The organism is Bifidobacterium eulemuris (assembly GCF_014898155.1).
Taxonomy (GTDB): domain Bacteria; phylum Actinomycetota; class Actinomycetes; order Actinomycetales; family Bifidobacteriaceae; genus Bifidobacterium; species Bifidobacterium eulemuris.
Genome location: NZ_CP062938.1, coordinates 257,444 through 278,122 on the forward strand (window position 1 = coordinate 257,444; position 20,679 = coordinate 278,122).

Here is a 20,679-nt window from a genome sequence, read left to right on the forward strand (position 1 = left end):
CTCGCACCGGTGTGGTGCGAGGCCCTCATCGCGTTTCTTGATCGGGTCGATCAGTCGTCGACGACGGTGCCCTTCGGGACGACGGTGATGCCTTCCGGCGTGACGGTGAAGCCACGGGCCAGATCATGCTCGGTGTCGATGCCGACGGTCGAATTCTCGGTGAGCACCACGTTCTTGTCGAGGATCGCCTTGTAGACGCGCGCGCGACGGTTGATCGTGACGCCGTCGAACAGGATCGAATCGACGACCTGCGCCCAGGAGTGGATGTGCACGTTCGGGGAGAGCACGGAGTGGTGCACCTCGCCGCCGGACACGATCACGCCGGGGGAGACGATCGAATCGGTGGCGTGGCCGAGACGGTCGCGGCCCGCGTGCACGAACTTGGCGGGCGGCAGCGTACCGGTGTTCGTGTAGATCGGCCACTGCTGGTTGTACAGGTTGAACTCCGGCACATAGGAGATCAGATCCATATGCGCGTCGTAGAACTGCTTGAGCGTGCCCACGTCGCGCCAGTAGGCGTGGTCCTTCTCGTTGGATCCGGGGATGATGTTCGTGTTGAAGTCGTACACGCCGGCCTCGCCGCGTGCGGCGAAATAGGGGGCGATGTCGCCGCCCATGTCATGCTTGGTGTCGGCGGCCTTCTCATCCTTGGCCAAAGCGTCGAACAGGGCGTCCGTGTTGGCCACGTAGTTGCCCATCGAGGCGAGGAAGGAGTTCGGATCGTCCGGCAGGCCGGCGCAGGTGTCCGGCTTCTCCAGGAAGGTTTTGATCTGGTTGGGATGCTCGGGATCCACATCGATCACGCCAAACTGGTTCGACTGGTCGATGGGCTGGCGGATGCCCGCCACGGTGAACTCGGCACCGGATTCGATATGCTGCTGCACCATCTGGCCGAAGTCCATGCGGTACACGTGGTCGGCACCCACGATCACCATGATGTCGGGCTGCACGTCCTCGATGATGTTGATCGTCTGGTAGATGGCGTCGGCGGAACCGAGATACCAGTGCTTACCGAGGCGCTGCTGCGCCGGAACCGGGGAGACGTAGTTGCCCAGCAGCGACGAGAAGCGCCACATCTGCGAGATATGACGGTCAAGCGAATGGGACTTGTACTGCGTGAGCACGATGATATGACGGTAATCCGAATTCACCAGATTGCTTAGGGGAAAATCGATCAGTCGGAACGCGCCGCCGAACGGCACGGCCGGCTTCGCACGGTCTCGGGTCAACGGCATAAGGCGCGTTCCCTCGCCGCCTGCCAGAACGATGGACAGGATTTTCTGTTTGTTCTTCGCCATCGCTGCATCCTCTCTTTAGTCACTGCCGGAGCGTCTTTCGACACCGAACTATTACCTCTGAGTCCCCGGCTTCGTCGCCAATGACTCGCACTGTCCATAATTGCAGATTTTTTCCGACACGCAAGGTAAGGCGCGGGCGTGGCGCAAGAGATTTCAGCGAATTCGCGTCGCGTAGAAGGCCACGGCGCTGGAGGCGGCCACATTGAGGCTATCCACGTCATGGCTCATGGGAATTTTCACGGTCAGGTCGGCGCGCGCGATGGTGTGATGGGACAGGCCGTCGCCTTCGGTGCCGAAGATCAACGCGAGGCGTTCGATATGGTCCGGCGCGGACGCGGGGGAGTGCAGACGGTCCACCAGTTCGTCCATGGACAGGGAATCGTCCTGCAACGCCATAGCCACCGTGGTGAAGCCCAACGCCTTGAGCTCATCCATTCCTTGGAACGGCCAGTACCGTTTGTTCTCGACGCCGCTCGGCTCGTATCCGGTGATGCGCGTCCACGGCACTTGGAACACGGTGCCCATGGAGACGCGGGCCGCGCGGCGGTACAGCGGGTCTCCGCAGGACGGTGTCACCAGCACGGCGTCGATGTCGAGCGCGGCGGCCGAACGCATCAGCGCGCCCACATTGGTCGGGTCGACGATATTCTCCATCACGGCGATGCGACGGGCGCCGCGGCACACCTCGGCCACGGACGGCAGCGGCCAGCGGCGCATCGCCGACAGCGCGCCGCGATGCAGCCGATAGCCGGTCAGCCGTTGCAACTGCTCGGGACTGGCGACGTAGACGGGAATGTCCGGCCCCCATTGCGCGTCGATGCGCGCGAAGGTTTCGGCCATGCCCTCGATCCACGGCTCCTCGACCAACAGCGAGATCGGTTCGCGACCGGCGGCCAGCGCGCGGTCGATCACCTTGGGGGATTCGGCGATGAACAGACCTTTGGCCGGCTCCAGCCGGTTGCGCAGCTGCATCTCGGTGAGGTTCACATAGGCGGATACGCGTTCGTCGTCGATGGTGCTCAAGGTGATGAACTGCATGCGAGGCCTTTCCATATGCTGTCTGGATACAAGAAAACCCCTTGGAATCCAAGGGGTTTTCGTTGGTGCCCGAGACGGGACTTGAACCCGTACGCCCGTTAAAATAGGCACTAGCACCTCAAGCTAGCGCGTCTACCATTCCGCCACCCGGGCAGGTGTCGTTTGGACAACGAGTAGATACTTTACCACCAAACTACGAGCGTGCAATTCCGGAGTGTCGCGTGTGTCGGTGTAGCCTTGGGACCATGACCGATGCCTTGTTTCTTTTCGATCCCGACGTCGACGGCGTGCCCGTCAACACCGACGAATTGCGCGCCGGATGGACGCTCACCCTGCCCGCCCACGTCAGACGCCACGCCATCCAGGCGATGCGGCTGGGTGCGGGCGACAGTCTGCAGTTGAGCGACGGACGCGGGCTGCGACTGAAAGCCGTGCTCGACGACGCGCAGGAGGGCTCGGCGAAGGTGACCGAGGTGGGCCTGGAACCGCAGCCGCTCACACGGCTGGCGTTGGTGCAGGCGTTGGCGAAAACCGGACATGACGAGCAGGCCGTCGACACGGCCACGCAGATCGGGGTGGACGCGGTGGTGCCCTGGCAGGCTGACCGGTCCATCGCCAAATGGAAGACGGGGCGCACCGACCGCAAATGGTCGCAGGTGCTTCAGGCGGCCACCGAACAGTCCCGCCGCTCCTGGATTCCGACGCTGGAGGAATGCGCGTCCAGCAAACAGATCGTGGCCCTGTGCCGCCGTGCCTGTGTGCATGGCGATCTGGTCGTGGTGCTCCATCAGGACGCCACCGACACCTGGGACGGTATCGAACGCTGTGTCGACGAACTGCAGGACCGCTGCTTGGCCGACGGCAAACCACGTACCGTCTATGTGGTGGTGGGGCCGGAAGGCGGCATCAGCGAGGCTGAGGTTGAGAGCTTCGTCAAAGCGGGCGCCCACTCCTGTGTGCTGGGATCCAATATCCTGCGCGCCTCGACCGCGGGGCCCGTCGCGTTGAGCCTGCTCAGCCGCGCGCTGGGACGATACGCCTGACGAGAAAAATTCATTCTTGCGTAACGCGAAATCTCCACGCGACGCAATAGCATAGAAAGCGACGGCCGAGGGGCCGGCGACGACGAGCCAAGGAGCATGATGAGCGATTCCGACGACTGCCTGTTCTGCAAGATCATCGCGGGGCAGATCCCCAGCGGCAAGGTCTATGAGGACGAGACGACCTACGCCTTCAACGACATCAATCCCAAAGCGAAGGTGCATGTGCTCGTCGTGCCCAAGAAGCATTACGCGAACGCCGCCGAACTGGCGGCGGCGGACCCCGCGCAGCTGGCGCATATGGTCGAGGTGGCGCAGGGCATCGCCGACGACGCCTTCCACGGCGACTACCGTCTGGTGTTCAACACCGGCGCGGATGCCGGACAGACCGTGTTCCATGTGCATGCGCATGTGATGACCGGCGAGACGCTTGACGAATAACCCCCAGTCATCACAGCGAGACGCTCGTAGTAGTTAACGAAAGGACGTTGTGGCCACCACAACACGCACCATCACGATTCCCCCGCAGCTCGACCCGGTCGCGGTGCTCGGACCGGTCGACGAGGTCATCCGCGAGGTGGAACGCGCGTTTCCCGAACTGACGATTATCGTGCGGGGCAACCGCGTCGCCATCATGTCCCGATCCAGCCGCACCGAATCCGACGCCTCGCAGGCCGAGGACCTCATCAATTCAATTATCCAAGCCGCGTTCACCGCGCCCATGGACGCGGACACCGTGCGCCGCATGCTCGACCAGCGCGTGCTGCGCAACGACGTGCGCAAGGAATTCCCCGGACGGGGCACCGCTCCGGCCCGGCTCGCCGTGCAGTCGGCGCAGCGCGACGGCGCGCCCTCCCCGGCGTTCAGCACCCGGCAGCAGACGCAATACCGCAAGCCCACGGTGCCCGGTGTGATCACCTTCGCGCTTGGCCAGCCGGTCCGTGCGAAAACCGCCGGCCAGATCGCGTATGTGAACGCGATCGAATCGCATACGGTGACCTTCGGCATCGGACCGGCGGGCACCGGCAAAACCTATCTGGCCGTGGCCAAGGCCGTGCGCGCCTTCCAGGACCGGCGCATCCGCCGCATCATCCTGACCAGGCCCGCGGTGGAGGCGGGCGAAAGCCTGGGCTTCCTGCCCGGCACGCTGAACGAGAAGGTGGACCCGTATCTGCGCCCCCTGTACGACGCGCTGTCCGATATGTTGGGCTCCGACCAGCTCAAACGTTATTTGGACGACGGCACCATCGAGGTGGCACCGCTCGCCTATATGCGTGGCCGCACGCTCAACGACGCGTTCGTGATCCTCGACGAAGCGCAGAACACCACCGAACAGCAGATGAAGATGTTCCTGACGCGCCTGGGATTCAACACCACGATGGTGATCACCGGCGACATCACGCAGGTCGATCTGACCGTGCCGCGTTCCGGTCTGGCGACCATCGAACGCATTCTCGGCGGCATCGACGACATCGCCTTCGTTCATATGGGCGCCGACGATGTGGTGCGCCACCGCTTGGTGGGGCAGATCGTCGCCGCCTACGACCGTCACGCGGCCATCGACGGCGACCATCGCGCGCAGGCGGGCGTCTCGCGGGCGTCACGGCACGCGGACCACAAACGGGAGCGCGAAGACGACGCGCGGCCTGCGGACGCCGAAGGCAAGGAGGTGCGCCAATGAGCGTGGAAGTGACCAATGAGACCTCATGGACCATCGATCCCAAAGCGTTCTCCGAACTGGGATTGTGGGTGCTCGACCAGATGCGTGTGAGCACGCAGTCCGATCTGACCATCATGTTCGTCGACCCCGATCCGATCGCCGAACTGCATATGCGGTGGATGAACCTCGAAGGCCCCACCGATGTGATGAGCTTCCCGATGGACGAGCTGCGGCCCGGCGACGGCAAAACCGTGATGGAGGGCATTCTCGGCGACATCATCATCTGCCCGTGGGTGGCCGCCCAACAGGCCGCCGCCGCGGGGCACAGCACCATGCAGGAGATGATGCTGCTCACCATCCACGGCATCCTGCATCTGCTCGGCTACGACCACGTGACCGAGGAGCAGGAGCGTCAGATGTTCGGCCTGCAGCGTCAACTGCTGCTCACCTTCTTCGCGGTGCGCCCTTCGGGCATCCAACAGGCGGTGCTGCCGGCCGGCACGCCGGATCTGCTCGCCGCATGGGACGCCGAACACGGCGGCGGCCGGCAGCTCGGCCACTGACCCGCACCCTCACCAGTCATCCGCATAGTAGACACAACGATTCTTTCCGCAAAGGAACACACACCGATGGAGTATTCCAGTACCGTCCTCATCACCCTTACCGTCGCGCTCGTGCTGGTCGCGGCGCTGTTCGTCTGGCTGTCGCTGACCATGGCCGCCGCCGAGGGCGCGGTGGCCCGCGTCACCCGCTCGAGTCTGAACAATCTCATCCTCGAGGTGCAGACCGACGGTGAGTCCGGCCAGTTCGCGCGGATGAAGAAGATCGACCGCATCCACAAAGTCCAACGGCTGATCGCGGACCGGTACGCCACGGCGGGAAGCTGCGCCTTCGTGCGCATCGCCTGCAATGTGCTCGTCGGCGTGCTCGTCGCCTGCATCGCCTCGCTGTACGGCGCGCCGCTGTGGGCGGAGCTGCTGCTCGGTCTGCTGGTCGCGCTGGTCGTGGCCGTGGTGTCGGTGCTGGTGCGTCCGCGATCGGCCGGCGCTTCGAAGCCGACCGACATCATGCTCAAGCATGCCGGCAAAATCGCCGTGGCCGCGGCCGTCACGCCATTCGCGCGCATCGGCGAGCAGGCCGCCTCCAAACGCAGGCAAAGTCTGTCCGACGATGAGGAATTGGAGAAGATCCAACTCGAACAGGGGCGCGCCGCCATCGACCGTCTGATGGAGACGAACGAATTCGATCCCGAGGTTTCGGAGATGCTGCGCAACGTGCTTTCGCTCTCCGATACGCTGACGCGCGAGATCATGGTGCCCCGCACCGACATGATCTGCATCGAGCGGGACTGCACGTTGGAGTCGATGCTCAAACTGTGCTCCCGTTCCGGATTCTCGCGTGTGCCGGTGATCGGCGACGACGTGGACGATCTGGTCGGTGTGGCTTATCTTAAGGACGCCGTGCGCGCCACCGCGTTCAATCCCGCGGCCAAGGACCGTGATGTGGAGTCCATCTGCCGCGAGCCGATGCTGGTGCCCGAATCCAAGCCCGTGGACGATCTCTTCCACCAGATGCAGCGCAGACGGCAGCATGTGGCCGTGGTCGTCGACGAATACGGCGGCATCGCGGGCCTGGTGACCATCGAGGACGCCATCGAACAGATCGTCGGCGAATTGGAGGACGAGCACGACCGCACGCAGCGCGCCGAACCGGAGAAGATCGGCGAGAGCAAGTGGCAGATGCCGGCCCGCACGCCGATCGCCGAACTGGAGGAGCTGTTCGAGGTCGATATCGACGAGGACGACGTCGACACCGTGTACGGCCTGCTCACCAAGCTGCTCGGTCAGGTGCCGATCGTTGGCGCTTCCGCGGTGACGCGCGGCATCCGGCTGACCGCGGTCGATTCGGCCGGCCGACGCAAGAAGGTGTCGATTATCGTGGCGGAACCCGCGCACGTCGAGGCCGACGAGGACAATGACGAGGAATCGGGCGACGAAACCGTCGCCGAACAATCGAATGACGAGGAGTGATATGACCGACAACGAATCGGTGCAGGGCGAGGAAGTCTACCGATCCGGATTCGTGGCGGTGGTTGGCCGTCCGAACGTGGGCAAATCCACGCTGATCAATGCGTTGATCGGCAAACAGATCGCCATAGCCTCGTCACGGCCCGAAACCACGCGCAAGGCGATTCGCGGCATTCTGACCACCGATCATGCGCAGCTCGTGCTGGTGGATACCCCTGGCATCCACCGTCCGCGCACGCTGCTCGGCCAACGCCTTAACGACATCGTCGACGAGTCCCTATCCGACGTGGATGTGGTGGCATTCCTGCTGCCCGGCGACCAGCAGATCGGCCCCGGCGACAAGCGCATCCTATCCCGTCTGCGCACCGACTTCGCCACCAAGCGCGAGGATGGCACCTACAAATGGCGTGTGCCGCTGATCGCCATCGTCACCAAAATCGACACGCTCAGCCGCGACCAGCTGGTCTCCAAACTCATCGAGATCAACGAGTTCGCCGACTTCGCGGACATCGTGCCCGTCAGCGCGCTGAAGGACGATAATCTGCACGAAGTGCGCAACGTGCTGATCGACCATACGCCCGAAGGCCCGCAGATGTATCCGGACGACCAGATCAGCGAGGAACGCCCTGAAGACACCATCGCCGAACTGATCCGAGGCGCGTTCCTGGAGACGTTGGACGACGAGCTGCCGCACTCCCTGGCCGTGGTCGTGGACTCCATCGACTATCCCGAAGACAACGAGACCGGCGCGACCTACGACGGCAAGGCCCTGGTGAGCGTGTCGGTGTATGTGGAACGCGACTCGCAGAAGCCGATCATCATCGGCAAGGGCGCCTCGAACCTCACGGCGGTCAAGAAGAAGCTGCGCACGCCAGTCAACCGCATCGTCGGCTGCAAGGCGCGTCTCGACCTGCACGTCAAGGTCGCCAAGGGCTGGCAGTCGGATCCGAAGCAGTTGGAAAAGCTCGGTTTCTAAGGCTCTCGATCGACCATGACCGAAATACTGGTGGTGGAGGACGACGGGGACCTCAACGAGGTCACCTGCATGTATCTGCGCGACGCGGGCTATGCCGTGACCGGCTGCCGCAACGTGCACGACGCCTATGAGGCCATGCACGGCCGGCTGTTCGACCTGGTGCTCTCCGACATCATGATGCCCGGCGCGAACGGTTACGAATTCGCCGAGAAACTGCGCGAACTCGACCGGCATATCCCCATCATCCTGATGACCGCACGCGACGACATCGCCTCGAAAAAACGCGGATTCCACGCCGGCGTCGACGACTACATCGTCAAACCGGTCGATTTCGAGGAGCTGACCCTGCGCATCGAGGCGCTGCTGCGGCGCGCGCATATCGAGGACGAGCGCAAACTCGTCGTCGGCGCGTTCGTCATGGACGCCGACCAAGCCACGGCCAGTCTGAACGGCGAGCCGATCGCGCTCACCGCACGCGAGTTCAACATCCTCTACAAGCTGCTCAGCTACCCGAAACAGGTGTTCTCACGCGCCCAGCTGATGGACGAGTTCTGGGACGCCGGCGGTGAGACCAGTCTGCGCGCCGTGGACGTGTACATCACCAATCTGCGTAAGAAAATCGGCGCCTGTGAGGATTTCGACATCCTCACCGTGCGGGGGTTGGGATACAAGGCGGTGCCGCGGTGAACGCCCGCCCCACGGTCAAGGAACGCCGCTATTCCCCATGGGTATTCGTCTGGACGTTCCTGATCCTCTGCGTGCTGGCGGGCGGACAGGCGTTGATCCTCGCCGAATACGCGCGGATCGACAAGCTGCCGCTGCCGTTCATCCTCGGCATGACCGGCTATTGGGTGATCGTCGCGGCCGTGATGAGCGCCGTCACCTACCGGCAGATTCGCCGGCGGGTCAAACCGATGGAGGAGTTCGCCGAGGCCAGCCGCCAGGTCGCGGCCGGCGATTTCAGCGTCTGGCTGGAGCCGCGCCATCTGGAAGGCTCGAGGCAATGGGATTCCATCGACCAGATGTACGCCGACTTCAACACCATGGTCGAGGAATTGGGCAGCGTCGAGATGCTGAAGGACGATTTCGTCTCGAATGTTTCGCATGAGATCAAAACGCCGCTTTCGATCATCCAAAGCTACGCCGCCTTGCTGGAAAGGCCGGATCTGAGCGAGGAGCAGCGGATCGAATACGCGCATACCGTGGTCGTCGCTTCCAAGCGGCTGAGCACGCTGGTGTCCAATGTGCTCAGGCTCAGCCGTATGGAAGCCGCCGGCGCCCACGCGCAGGTCGACGACTACGATCTGGCCCGCCAGCTCGCCGATGTGGTGCTGGGCATGGGTGATCTTTTCGACGCCAAGGGCATCGAATTCGACGTGGACATCGAAGACCGCGTGTTGGTGCACGCCGATGCCGGCATGATGGAGATCGTGTGGAGTAACGTGCTGTCCAACGCGTTGAAATTCACGCCGTCGGGCGGGCGCGTGAGCCTGACCCAAACCTCCGACGAGCGTTCCGCCACAGTGACGGTAGACGACACCGGCTGCGGCATGACCGCTTCGGAGGCCATGCACGCCTTCGACAAGTTCTATCAAGGCGACACCTCGCATGCGTCGGAAGGCAACGGGTTGGGATTGGCCATGACCAAGCGGGCGGTCGAATTGTGCGGCGGGGACATCGCCATCGCCAGCGAGCCCGGACGAGGCACCACGGTCACGGTGCGCGTGCCCGTCGCGCGGTAGACGGGCGACGCGAACACGGTTTAACACAACTCAAACAATTCCTCATCCAAACCAAACAATCCGCCAACAGTCGGCCAACATTCGCCCCGTACTTTAGGAATCACCAACCAAACCAACGATTCCTCGAAGGAGCGAACATGAACGCAACGAACGCGACCGCCGAAACCACCGACTTCATCGGCTACGAATACCGCACCATGCAGGTTCCCGCCGATCTGGAAGGATTGGTCATCGACAGCTACCGCAGCTTCGGCTGGATGCTGGACGCCGCCAGCCCCCGCCAGACCATCGGCAACAGCGAACTGCGCTTCAAGCGCGACCGCCAGATCCGCAACAAAGCCGAACTCTCCCGTCTGCAACGCCAATTCGACTCCTCGATCCAGCGTGTGAACGCGCTGCAGGCGTCCCCGCGCACCAAAGCCTCCATCGTCTCCTTCACGCTCGGCATCCTCGGCTGCGTGTTCCTTGGCGGTGCGACGTTCTCCTATCTGGGCGGACTCATGGCGCTGATGATCATCCTCGCCGTGCCTGGATTCATCCTGTGGATCGCCGCGTACCCGGCGTACCGCGCCGTGCTGTCGAGCGCCCAGCAGAAGGCCGCGCCGCAGATCGAAGCGGTTTACGATTCGATCTACGAGCTGACCAAACGCGCCAGCGGACTGCTCGGCTGACGTAGGTCATGCGTTCAAAGTGACATATCGCGCGTCGCCGTGCGCGGGGCGGTCGTGGCCCGGCACGAGGCGGGACATACCTTCCGCGAGCATGCGCTCGCGTCAGCGGCGGCGCAGCAGGCTATCGGCCATGCCGATCACGAGGCCGACGAGAGCCGGCACAACCCAACCGAGGGTGAACTGGCTGAACGGCAGCCATGACAGCGCCGTATCCAGCCAGGGGATCGAGAATCCGAATACGACGGCGAGGCTGGCGATGCAGCGCAATCCGGCAGCCACTCCGGCGAACAGCACGGTCCAGAAGTAGACGCGCGGGAACCGGGCGGAGAACACATTGTGGGCGAGCGAAAGCGCGACCAACACGATGGCAATCGGGTACAGGGCGGACAACACCGGCACCGACACCGTGATAATCGCGCTCAGTCCGGCATTCGAGACGATGAAACTGAATACCGTGAACGCCACCGTCCACACCCGGTATCCGATGTGATGGCCGACGATGGTGGGGAAGCGGCTCTGGAAATACGAGCTGCACGTGCAGATCAGACCGGTGCACACGTTCAGACAGGCGATGACGAACACCACGCCGAGAAACGCCGTGCCGAAGGGACCGAACATCGCGCTGGTCAAGTTCGTGAGCACGGTCGCGCCAGTGTCGGATTTCGGATCGATCGTGGCCAGCGAACCGGACACCACTCCGACGAACGACAGCGCGCTGTAGATCATGACCAGCAGCACGCCGGTGCCGAGTCCAGCATAGCCGGTCTCGCGCCGCACCTGCACGTCGGATGCGATTCCCATCTGTCTGACGTTCGCGGAGATCACAATGCCGAAGTACAACGCGGCCAGCAGATCCATCGTCTGGTAGCCGTCGAGGAATCCCCTCGCCAGTTGGCCGTCGGAGTAATCGCCCATCGGAGCGGCCGTCTCTCCTTGGAAGCCCAATACGCAGGCGACGAACAGCACGGCGATCATCGCCAACAGCAGCGGTCCCATGAATCGGCCGAGCACTTTCGAAAGCCTCTCCGGGTGTCTCGACAGCGCGAACGCAACCGCGAAGAACACGAAAGAATACGCCAATTGCGCGAATCCTCGGGACGAAGAGCCGGCGAAAGGCACCACAGCCATCTCGAATGAGGTGGTGGCGGTGCGGGGGATCGCGAAGCATGGGCCTATGGTGAGCATAATCGCCACGCCCAATCCTTGCGCGAAACCGGGGGAGACGCGGTTGGCGAGACGTTCGAAGCCTCCGGCGGCGGAGACCGCCATCACGCCCAATACCGGCAGTCCCACGGCGGAGAGGATGAATCCAACCGTCGCCACAGCGGTGCGCGAGCCGGCCTGTGCGCCGATGCATGGCGGAAAGATGAGATTGCCCGCGCCGAAGAACATCGAGAAGAACGTGAAGGTGAGCAGCATGCGTTCGCGCGCGCCCAATCTCATTCTGACGCGGGTCGGATCGGCTGTCGGGGCCGCGAGCCCCTCGCGATCCGCCGTCCGTTGGTTCCGTGTGCGATCTGCGGGCTGTTCGCCGTCGGTCATATCATGCCTCTTCCTCGTGAGCCTCCCTCATCATAGTGGCACCCGCGACGTCCGGATGCACGAAGGCCGGTGCGGACGCCCGTCCACCCCGGCCTTCGGTGTATGCGGCGGCCCTTTACTGGCCGGTGAAGGTCTGGTCGTAAAGCGACTGGCCACGCTGCGTGTGGAGCAGCACCCTCACGGACAGCTTCTTGTCTCCTTTGAGTGTGGCGCTGGCCAGATTCGCGATGGACTGGAAGGAGGTGCTGCGGCCCTCGACCGCGGTGCGCAGCACATCGCCCTGAACCTCCAGAGCCGTGGGCACGATGATGTCGATGGTGACCACATCGCCTTGGGCCGTGACCGAGGTCGCCAGTCCCTGCTCCTCGTACGTCTGCATATCCTCTTGGAACAGACGCTGCATCTCCGGATAATTGAGCATCTCCACGGCGTCCGCGAACAATCCGTTGTCGGCGTCCGCCTCATCGGACTGCTGGGTTTCGTCGTTCTGCGAGGTTTCGTCGCCCGCCGCATCCGTCGTTTGCTCGTCCGAGGGAGTCGCTTCGGGCTCGGCGACCTGGCTTTGGTCGGTGGTGTCGGCGGCGGGGGAGCTTTCCTGCGGATTGAGCAGCGACAGGGTGCCGAACGCCAGAGCCGCGGTCAGCGCAACAGTCATCACCGTGCCGATCACAATGCCGGCAATGGCCAGACCACGGCCTTTTTCATGGAGGCGTTTGGTCTGGTTGAGGCCGAGCAGCGACAGCACAAGTCCGATCAGACCCGTGAAGGACAGCACGAAGCCGGTGATGGACATGGCGTTCCATTCGGCGCGTTCGCGTTGCGCCGAGGCGTGTTGCGCGGCGACGCCCAAGGGTGCCATGCCGGTGAAGGTCACCGGCTGCTGCATGCCGGTCTGTTGGGGAGAGAACGACTGTTGGGTAAACTGTTGGGCCGTCGCCGAGGTGTCGGGCAACGCCGTGGCGAAGGCTTGCGTTTGCGCCGACGTCTGCGTCTGCGGCGGATTCACCGGGGCGGCCGTCTGCTGGTCCGACGTCTGCTGGGGAGACGTCGGTTGGATTGCCTGGGGGACCGGCTGCTGTTGGTTCGACGTCTGCGGATGGCCGTCCGTCGACGGGACCGGAGGCATATCCGTTTGCTGCTGCGCCGTCGTGTTCAGCGCCAGCGTGGGATCCGCCTGTTCATTGTTCTGATCCGCGGCTTCTGCGGTGTTCGAGAGCGGACGGCATATGGTCCGGTCGTCGAGAGGGTCGTCGATCGGCAGCATCTCGCCGGACACCGGCAGGTCGCCGGAGTCGCCGTTGGCCATGGCGGACGGAAGATATGGCACTCCGTATTCGTCGAGAGGGAAGTTGCGCTGAGCCTCCAACGGCTGCGGGTCTCCTGCGGGGTTGAAGGAGAAATGCTCTCCCGTGTCGGTGGTTTCGGAAGAGACATCAGGGTTTTCGATGTTTTCGCTCATGATGGTGTTCTTCTGTACGGGTTGTTCTGTGGTGTCGGATCTTGTGGATATAAGGCGCGAATTGAACCTCATATCGCGACAGGGAACAAGATAACGGGGGTAGTTGACAGATTTGGCAAACTTGTCACATAGTATCCACAGATTGGACACGAAATGACCAATATCGCGCGTTTTCGGGCTATTGGCCGCATATTAGACCGTTGCCTCCATGTCGAACCGACTTGCACGGAGGGGGAATACGGGGTTGATATAGGGGGTTCTATATGGCGGTCCGATCCGCTTCCACGGCGGTGTGGGACATGCTTTGCGATATCGCCCCATCCTCGACCAGCGCGGACATGACCAGATTCGGCAGCATGATGCGCAACTGGCTCGCCGAATCCGCGCGCAACAGCTCCACCAACGTCATATCCGCGGCATGTTCGGCCCGATAGGAGAACATCGCCATGAACACGCCAAGCGCCGCTTCGACGGCGAGCTGCGAGTTCGGGCCCATCGCCTGCGGATCGATGTCGAGAACGGTGAACCAGGTCTGGCGGATGGCGTCCCTCACCATCGCGCGCATATGGGGCGAGCTGCGTTCGCTGGCCGCATGACAGAGATGTTCCATATGGTCACTGAGCGTCGGATCGTCGATGAGCCGGGCGAGCGCCTCATCGGAACCGGTGAATCCACGCAGTACCGCGGCGACGAGCTCGTGCGGAATGGCGTGCTGCAGCGCGCTTTCGGCCAGTTCGTCCAATCCGCTGTAATGGTAGTAGAAGGTGTTGTGGTTCACCGCGGCGAGACGGGTGACCTCCTTCATGGAGATCTGGGAGTACGGATGGCGTTCGAGCAGTGTCCAGAACGCCTGTTCCATGCGTTCCTGCGCCGAAGGCAGTCCGGAGTCTTTTCTCGGTCGTGGCATGCGTGCTCCTTGGATGGCGTGGGACGGTGCGAAAACTAGAGGAACCGTCTGGTTGATTCCGTTTTAATTAGAATAACTCTCTAATATTATGTCCTTTTGATTTCAGCTGAATCAGGTAACGACCATACGAAAATCATAAGGAAAGCAAGGCGGTTCTATGGAACAGCGGAAGAAGCACGGTATCGGGATGGCGAAACGGTTCGCGATGCCCTTCGCGGTGGTGTTGGGCGTGATGTGCATGATGATGGTGATCTTCTACCCGATGATGCACCTGGAGGTCAAGGGTCTGCCGGTCGCCATCGTCTCGTTGGACGAAGGCGTCGAGACGCCGCAGGCGAGCGTCAATGTGGGCGAGACGATGGCCGAACAGCTGACGTCGAACAACGACGACTCCGCGACGATGGTGTGGACGCGGCTGGATGACGAAGCCGAGTTGGACGAGGCCATCGAAAACAACGAGTACTACGCCGCCGTGGTGATCCCCGAAGATTTCAGCGCGCAACAGGTGCAGGCCCAGCTCAACCCCGACGACGAGTCCGCCACGCCGACGCTGCGCGTGATCATCGACAACGGCAAAAGCCCGGTGGCCGCGAGCCTGCTGGCCCAGGCGCTGCCCAGCGTGCTCGAACAGACGGGCGCGAACGTCGAGACCGAAACCGTGCATGAGGGTGATACCGCGTCATCCTCGTCCTCCGGACTGGCCATCGGCACCATGATGGCCCAGAACATGGCGATCGCGCCGCTGTTCGTCATGAGCTTCGTCGGTGCCATGTTCGTTTCGAGGACGATGAGCATCTCCTACACCGACAGCCGGCTCGAGCGCACCAAGCGCATCGGCGTGCAGCTTGCGCTCGCGGTCGTCGTCTCGCTGGCCGCGTCCTTGGCGGTGGATTGCATCTCGGCGGTCGTCTCCGGCAATTGGATGCCCGCCGCGGCGATTCCGTTCATGTGGATGGCGAGCCTGTGCGTGATGCTCGCCGCGCTGGCGCTGTTCGACATCGCGACGCCTCTGGGCGCGGCATGCGGCGCTTTGACGCTTGCGCTCGGTCTGTCCTCGGGTATGTTCCCCTATGAGATGCTGCCCGAATTCTGGCAGGATTGGATCTACCCGTGGGTGCCGCAGCATTTTATCGGCGACGGTGTGCGCGACATCGTCTACAACAGCCACGGCGCATGGAATTCGGGCAGCGCCCCGCTGCTGGTGGTCGGCGCGGTCGGATTGGCGCTGCTGCTCGTGGTGGTCGCCCTGCCGTCACGCAAACCCCGCCAATCCGCGTTCGAACGCTAACGGAGAGCGCAAGCCGGCCGTGAGGGACTCACGATTCGCGGGTTCCCTCACGGCCGATGCCCATTCAAAGCCGGAATGCAGCCGCCATGCCTGCGCGTACGCCGACTGTTCCTATCTATCGGTCGAGTCGGGTGGATGCGGCGAGCACGAGGGTGAGCATCGCCGCGGCGGTGAGGAAGCTGACTCGCATGGCCGCGTCGAAGGTGGGCAGCGAGGCGACGAGCGAGCCGAAGATGGCGATGCCGAGCGTGCTGCCGATCTGACGACTGGTGTTGAACATCGCGCCGGCGATGCCGGATTCGTGCGGATCCACGCATCTGAGCACCAAAGCGGAGACCGGAGGCGTGACGAACGAGCAGCCGAGACCGACGATGCCGCTGAAGACTCCGACCAGTACAGCCCCGAGATGCGTGCCGAGCGCCGCCATCGCGGCCAAACCCAGAATCATCAGGGCAAGGCCTGCCAATACCGGAACCCTGGTGCCGAACATGTTGGCGATCCTCGGGGCGGAGAGGTTGCCGATGGCGCCGCATACCGCCGAAGGCACGAAAATCAGCCCACAGACCAGCGGAGACAGTCCGTATTCATTCTGCAACAGACTGGTGCACAGGAACACCGTGCCATACCAGGAGATCATGAACGCCAGTCCGATCGCCAACGAGACGCGCATATCATACGACCTGAGCAGATGCAGCGGCATCATCGGATGGGTGGCGCGCCGCTCGACGAACAGAAACGCCGCCAGCGCGGCGAGACCGAATGCCAGCAATCCGATGACGGTCGGCGAGACGAAGCCCAGCTCGCCGCCTTCAATCAGACCGCCGACCACACCGCCCAAGGCGAGCAGCGCAAGAATCTGACCCGGCCAGTCGAACGGCGTCTCCTTGCGTTGGGATGCGGACAGGCGGGGGAGCAGCGCCAGAATCAGCACGCATACGGGAATGTTGATGCCGAACACCAGACTCCAGTGGATCGGGGTGAGCACTCCGCCGAGAATCGGTCCGGTGACGCCGGCCACGGCTCCGCCCAGTCCCCAATAGCCCATCGCCACAGCCTGCTCCTTGGGATCGGGGTAGTTCTCGCGGATCACGCTCATCGATGAGGGCAGGAACATCGCGGCTCCCACGCCCATCAGGCATCGCCCGGCGATGAGCATGGGCATGGATACGGCGAAGGTGCAGATGACGGAGCTTGCCAGAAACAGCGCGCAGCCGATGCCGAACATGCGTTTGGCACCGAACCGGTCCGCGAGGCCGCCGGCGGTGAGCAGCAGCGCGGCGAACGGTAGCGTGTAGCCGTCGACCACCCACTGCTGGGCGGAGACGCCGCCTCCCAGCTCCTGGCTGATGGTGGGCAGCGCGAGGTTGACGATCAGCACGTCAAGACCGCTTAGAAAGAACGCGGCCGACGCCACGAACACGGGGATGTGGGATGCGGAGCGCGCGGACGATGGGGCTGCGGCGGAGGTTTCGATGATGGTGGTGGACATGGGTGCTCTCCAAATCGTGGGTTTCACCACGCATCCTAGGAAGCGGGAAAACGGAAAACCAATACGTGCCCCGTTGCTTTCTTCATGTCTTGTGAGCATGGAGAGATCCTTCGACTCCGGGCTGCGCCCCTCCGCTCAGGATGACGAAGATAATGGTTATTCGTCATGCTGAGTGGAGTGCAACGAGGCGCAAGCATCTCCACAGGATGACGAAGAAAGACGCAGCGAGGCGCAAGCATCCCACGAAACGGAAGCGACAGGTTATGCGGCGGATTCGACAGGTTATGCGGCCATATCGTGGTATCCGGACGGTGGTGACCGTCCGCAGCAAATCTACAGAACCCTTGAAATGATTGGCTTTCCAGCCATGCCTGGCACGATGTTATTCACGTCAGGCATGGTAAGTGATACCGGTCATGTATTGGTTCGCGAACCGTGGTTCTCCGACAATGGAACCACTCGCATAACGGCGTGCACACGTTCCTCAACACAACGGCAGCGAAGCCCTTGCGAGCGGTAGAGAAACAAGTAGTCCTACGCAGGAGAGAAACCATGCTGGAAATCAATATGGATGACGTCATCGCGGTCATCCAATCCATCCAGACCCAGCTGATCGTGATCGCCGTGGCACTGGTGCTGGCGATCATCGTCACCGTCGCGGTCAACAAGCGCACCGTCGCGAACGCCGCCGTGCGCAAACTCACCCATTCGACCACCTGGGTCGTCGCCGCGGTCGCGGCCATCGTCTCCGTCGCCATGATGCTGATGGGCCCGCTCAACAGCATGATCACCATGGCCACCGCCACCCGATACGATCTGAGTCAGGAGAACATCGAGGCGGCCAACGAGCTCGCGGTCGATATCGAACGCGAAGGTATCACGCTGCTACAGAACAACGACGATCTGCTGCCGCTAAGCGATGCCGGCAACATCAACGTGTTCGGCTGGGCGTCCACCAACCCGATCTACGGCGGCACCGGCTCCGGCGCGCTGTCTGACGCATACGACACCACCTCGCTGCTCGACGGCCTCAACGACGCCGGCTTCACCACCAACGACGAACTGACCGACTTCTACACCGATTACCGTTCCGAACGCGGCGTCATCTCCGTGACCGCCGCCGACTGGACGCTGCCCGAGCCGCCCGCCAGCACCTATAGCGACGAGCTGCTCGCCAACGCCGAGGAGTTCTCCGACACCGCGATGATCGTCATCGGACGCGTCGGCGGCGAAGGCCTCGATCTGCCGACCAACATGGGTGATATCGCCAGCGTCGCCGGCACCGTGGAGGGCGTGAACTACGACAACAACTCCGATGAGTACGCCGACTTCGAGGACGGACAGCACTATCTTGAGCTCAGCCGCTCCGAGCGCGACATGATCGATCTGGTCACCGAACGCTTCGAGAACGTGGTGCTCGTGTACAACGGCGCGAACGCCTTCGAAATGGACTTCCTGAACGACTATCCGCAGATCAAGTCCGTGCTGTGGGCACCGCATCCCGGCCAGGCCGGCTTCGCCGCGCTCGGCGAGGTGCTCTCCGGCGCAGTGAACCCCTCCGGCAAGACCTCCGACACCTTCCTGACCGATCTGACCACCGCCCCGAGCTGGAACAACTTCGGCGACTTCGCCTACGACAACGTCGAGGAATTCGAGGTCGAATCCGCCCGAGGCGTGCGCTACCCGCACTTCGTGAACTACGTGGAGGGCATTTACGTGGGCTACCGCTTCTGGGAGACCGCGGACGACGAGGGATTGATCAACTACGACGAAGCCGTGCAGTATCCGTTCGGTTACGGCCTGAGCTACACCACCTTCTCCCAGGAGATGGGTGATGTGACCTACTCCGACGGCACGGTCTCCTTCGATGTGACGGTGACGAACACGGGCGACACCGCCGGCAAGGACGTGGTCGAGGTCTACTACAACCCGCCCTACACCAACGGCGGCATCGAGAAGGCCACCGCCAACCTCGTCGAATTCGCCAAAACCGACGAGCTCGCCCCGGGCGAGTCCCAGACCATCTCGATCGAGTTCGAGGACGACGACATGGCCTCCTACGACTACGAGAACGCCGAAGCCTACGTGCTCGAGGCGGGCGACTACGTGGTGTCCATCAATTCGGACTCCCATACGGTGATCGACGAGCAGACCATCAACGTGGCCGAGACCATCACCTACGACACCGAGGACAACACCCACAACGGCGACGAGGTCGTGGCCACCAACGTGTTCGACGACGCGAACGGCGGCCTGAACTACCTGAGCCGCGAGGACGGCTTCGCGAACTACGCCGAGGCCACCGCCGCCCCGACCGACTACAGCATGTCCGACGAGGACAAGGCCACGTTCTACAACACCGGCAACTACGATCCGACCGAATTCGACGATCCGGACGACGAGATGCCCACCATGAACGCGGACAACGGCTTGCGTCTGGCCGACCTGCGCGGCGTCGACTATGACGACGAGCAGTGGGATCTGCTGCTCGACCAGCTCGACTTCGACGAGATGGATGAGATCATCGCCAACGCCGGCTACCAGAACGCGGCCATCGACTCCATCGGCAAGATCCGTCTCTCCGACGCAGACGGCCCCGCCGCCCTGAAGGACAACTTCACCGGCGCCAGCTCCATCGGCCTGCCCTCGAACATCGTGCTCGCCTGCTCCTGGAACAGGGATCTGGCCCGCCAGTTCGGCGAGGTCATCGGCGACATGGCCCATGACCTGCAGATCTCCGGCTGGTACGCCCCGTCCGTGAACCTGCACCGCTCCGCCTTCGGCGGCCGCAACTTCGAGTACTTCTCCGAGGATCCGGTGCTGACCGGCGATCTGGCGGCCGAGCAGATGCTGGGCGCGGCCGACCGCGGCGTCTACTCGTTCACCAAGCATTTCGCTCTGAACGAGCAGGAGACGCAGCGCAACGGCCAGCTGTGCACCTGGGCCAACGAGCAGTCGATCCGCGAACTGTACTTGAAGCCCTTCGAGACGATCGTCAAGGCCGACGGCGACGCGCAGGCCATGATGGGCTCGTTCAACTACATCGGCAACACCTACTCCAGCGCCCACACCGGCCTGAACAACACCGTGCTGCGCGGCGAGTGGGGCTTCCGCGGCTTCGTGGAGACCGACTACTTCTCCGGCACCAACTACGCCTACCAGACCGGCGACCAGGCCATCCGCGGCGGCACCGACGCGATGCTGGCGACCACCGAGACCACGAACCACATCACCGACGAAAGCGCCACCTCCGTGATCGCGATGCGCCAGGCCACCAAGAACATCCTGTACACGGCGGTCAACAGCTACCGGTACGAGAACGGCGAGCCCGAATCCTCCACCCCGATGTGGCAGATCGCGACCTACACGACCATCGCCGTGCTCGGCGTGCTGCTCGTGGGGCTTGAGGCACTGGCCGTCAAGCGTTATCTCACCCGCACGAAGGAGGCCAAAACCGACATCAAGTAACCCCTGACTTCTCACCCTGCATTGCAAGCGCCGCCGCGGAGTTTCCCGCGGCGGCGCTTTTCGTCCAATACATG

17 protein-coding genes and 1 tRNA gene are annotated in these 20,679 nt (G+C 63.0%); 11 read left to right on the plus strand and 7 right to left on the minus strand.

Annotated features, from left to right (window positions below; translation table 11 throughout):
• Positions 1–50: 50 nt before the first annotated feature.
• The 3 genes from glgC to BE0216_RS01170 all read right to left on the minus strand — a co-directional run bounded on the left by glgC (position 51) and on the right by BE0216_RS01170 (position 2,489).
• Complete coding sequence (glgC, locus tag BE0216_RS01160; RefSeq protein WP_094636292.1) at positions 51–1,298, minus strand: glucose-1-phosphate adenylyltransferase; 1,248 nt, start codon at positions 1,296–1,298, stop codon at positions 51–53.
• 153 nt (positions 1,299–1,451) lie between these two features.
• A complete protein-coding gene (locus BE0216_RS01165; RefSeq protein ID WP_094636291.1) occupies positions 1,452–2,336 on the minus strand; it encodes a TrmH family RNA methyltransferase in 885 nt (294 codons plus the stop codon).
• Positions 2,337–2,399: 63 nt separating this feature from the next.
• A tRNA-Leu gene (locus BE0216_RS01170) sits at positions 2,400–2,489 on the minus strand.
• A gap of 92 nt (positions 2,490–2,581) precedes the next feature.
• Here BE0216_RS01170 and BE0216_RS01175 point away from each other — a divergent pair.
• The 9 genes from BE0216_RS01175 (at position 2,582) to BE0216_RS01215 (ending at position 10,452) form a co-directional block, all read left to right on the plus strand.
• Positions 2,582–3,379, plus strand: a complete 798-nt coding sequence (locus tag BE0216_RS01175; protein ID WP_094636290.1) for a 16S rRNA (uracil(1498)-N(3))-methyltransferase — start codon at positions 2,582–2,584, stop codon at positions 3,377–3,379.
• A 99-nt stretch (positions 3,380–3,478) separates the two neighbouring features.
• Positions 3,479–3,817, plus strand: coding sequence for a histidine triad nucleotide-binding protein (locus BE0216_RS01180; RefSeq protein WP_094636289.1), 339 nt, complete (start codon positions 3,479–3,481; stop codon positions 3,815–3,817).
• 49 nt (positions 3,818–3,866) lie between these two features.
• Entirely contained in the window at positions 3,867–5,057 is a 1,191-nt protein-coding gene (locus BE0216_RS01185; RefSeq protein WP_094636288.1) for a PhoH family protein, read from the plus strand.
• The gene (ybeY, locus tag BE0216_RS01190) at positions 5,054–5,599 is read left to right on the plus strand and encodes an rRNA maturation RNase YbeY (protein WP_094636287.1); all 546 of its coding nucleotides are present in this window, start codon (positions 5,054–5,056) and stop codon (positions 5,597–5,599) included. The genes BE0216_RS01185 and ybeY overlap by 4 nt, the downstream gene beginning before the upstream one ends.
• 66 nt (positions 5,600–5,665) lie before the next feature.
• Positions 5,666–7,066, plus strand: coding sequence for a hemolysin family protein (locus BE0216_RS01195; RefSeq protein WP_094636286.1), 1,401 nt, complete (start codon positions 5,666–5,668; stop codon positions 7,064–7,066).
• A gap of 1 nt (position 7,067) precedes the next feature.
• On the plus strand, positions 7,068–8,039 hold the full coding sequence (era, locus tag BE0216_RS01200) for a GTPase Era (RefSeq protein WP_370737556.1): 972 nt from the start codon (positions 7,068–7,070) through the stop codon (positions 8,037–8,039).
• Between the two features lie 15 nt (positions 8,040–8,054).
• Entirely contained in the window at positions 8,055–8,726 is a 672-nt protein-coding gene (locus BE0216_RS01205) for a response regulator transcription factor (RefSeq protein ID WP_094636285.1), read from the plus strand.
• Entirely contained in the window at positions 8,723–9,781 is a 1,059-nt protein-coding gene (locus tag BE0216_RS01210; RefSeq protein WP_094636284.1) for a HAMP domain-containing sensor histidine kinase, read from the plus strand. Before BE0216_RS01205 ends, BE0216_RS01210 begins: the two co-directional genes overlap by 4 nt.
• A gap of 137 nt (positions 9,782–9,918) precedes the next feature.
• Entirely contained in the window at positions 9,919–10,452 is a 534-nt protein-coding gene (locus BE0216_RS01215) for a hypothetical protein (protein ID WP_094636283.1), read from the plus strand.
• Positions 10,453–10,554: 102 nt separating this feature from the next.
• On the opposite strand, the gene brnQ is transcribed toward BE0216_RS01215, so the two are convergent.
• From brnQ to BE0216_RS01230, 3 genes are all read right to left on the minus strand, one after another.
• Positions 10,555–11,895: a branched-chain amino acid transport system II carrier protein gene (gene brnQ / locus BE0216_RS01220; RefSeq protein WP_094636453.1), complete on the minus strand. Its 1,341-nt coding sequence runs from the start codon at positions 11,893–11,895 to the stop codon at positions 10,555–10,557.
• Between the two features lie 214 nt (positions 11,896–12,109).
• The gene (locus BE0216_RS01225; protein ID WP_143249273.1) at positions 12,110–13,453 is read right to left on the minus strand and encodes a DUF4190 domain-containing protein; all 1,344 of its coding nucleotides are present in this window, start codon (positions 13,451–13,453) and stop codon (positions 12,110–12,112) included.
• A gap of 259 nt (positions 13,454–13,712) precedes the next feature.
• A complete protein-coding gene (locus BE0216_RS01230) occupies positions 13,713–14,360 on the minus strand; it encodes a TetR/AcrR family transcriptional regulator (protein WP_094636281.1) in 648 nt (215 codons plus the stop codon).
• Positions 14,361–14,517: 157 nt separating this feature from the next.
• Between BE0216_RS01230 and BE0216_RS01235 the strand changes: the two genes are divergently transcribed.
• A complete protein-coding gene (locus BE0216_RS01235) occupies positions 14,518–15,648 on the plus strand; it encodes a YhgE/Pip domain-containing protein (RefSeq protein ID WP_094636280.1) in 1,131 nt (376 codons plus the stop codon).
• Positions 15,649–15,763: 115 nt separating this feature from the next.
• On the opposite strand, the gene BE0216_RS01240 is transcribed toward BE0216_RS01235, so the two are convergent.
• Positions 15,764–17,137 carry an MFS transporter gene (locus BE0216_RS01240; RefSeq protein ID WP_094636279.1) on the minus strand — a complete coding sequence of 458 codons (1,374 nt, stop codon included), beginning with the start codon at positions 17,135–17,137 and terminating at the stop codon, positions 15,764–15,766.
• A gap of 552 nt (positions 17,138–17,689) precedes the next feature.
• Here BE0216_RS01240 and BE0216_RS01245 point away from each other — a divergent pair.
• Positions 17,690–20,605 carry a glycoside hydrolase family 3 protein gene (locus tag BE0216_RS01245; RefSeq protein WP_094636278.1) on the plus strand — a complete coding sequence of 972 codons (2,916 nt, stop codon included), beginning with the start codon at positions 17,690–17,692 and terminating at the stop codon, positions 20,603–20,605.
• The last annotated feature ends 74 nt before the right edge of the window (positions 20,606–20,679 follow it).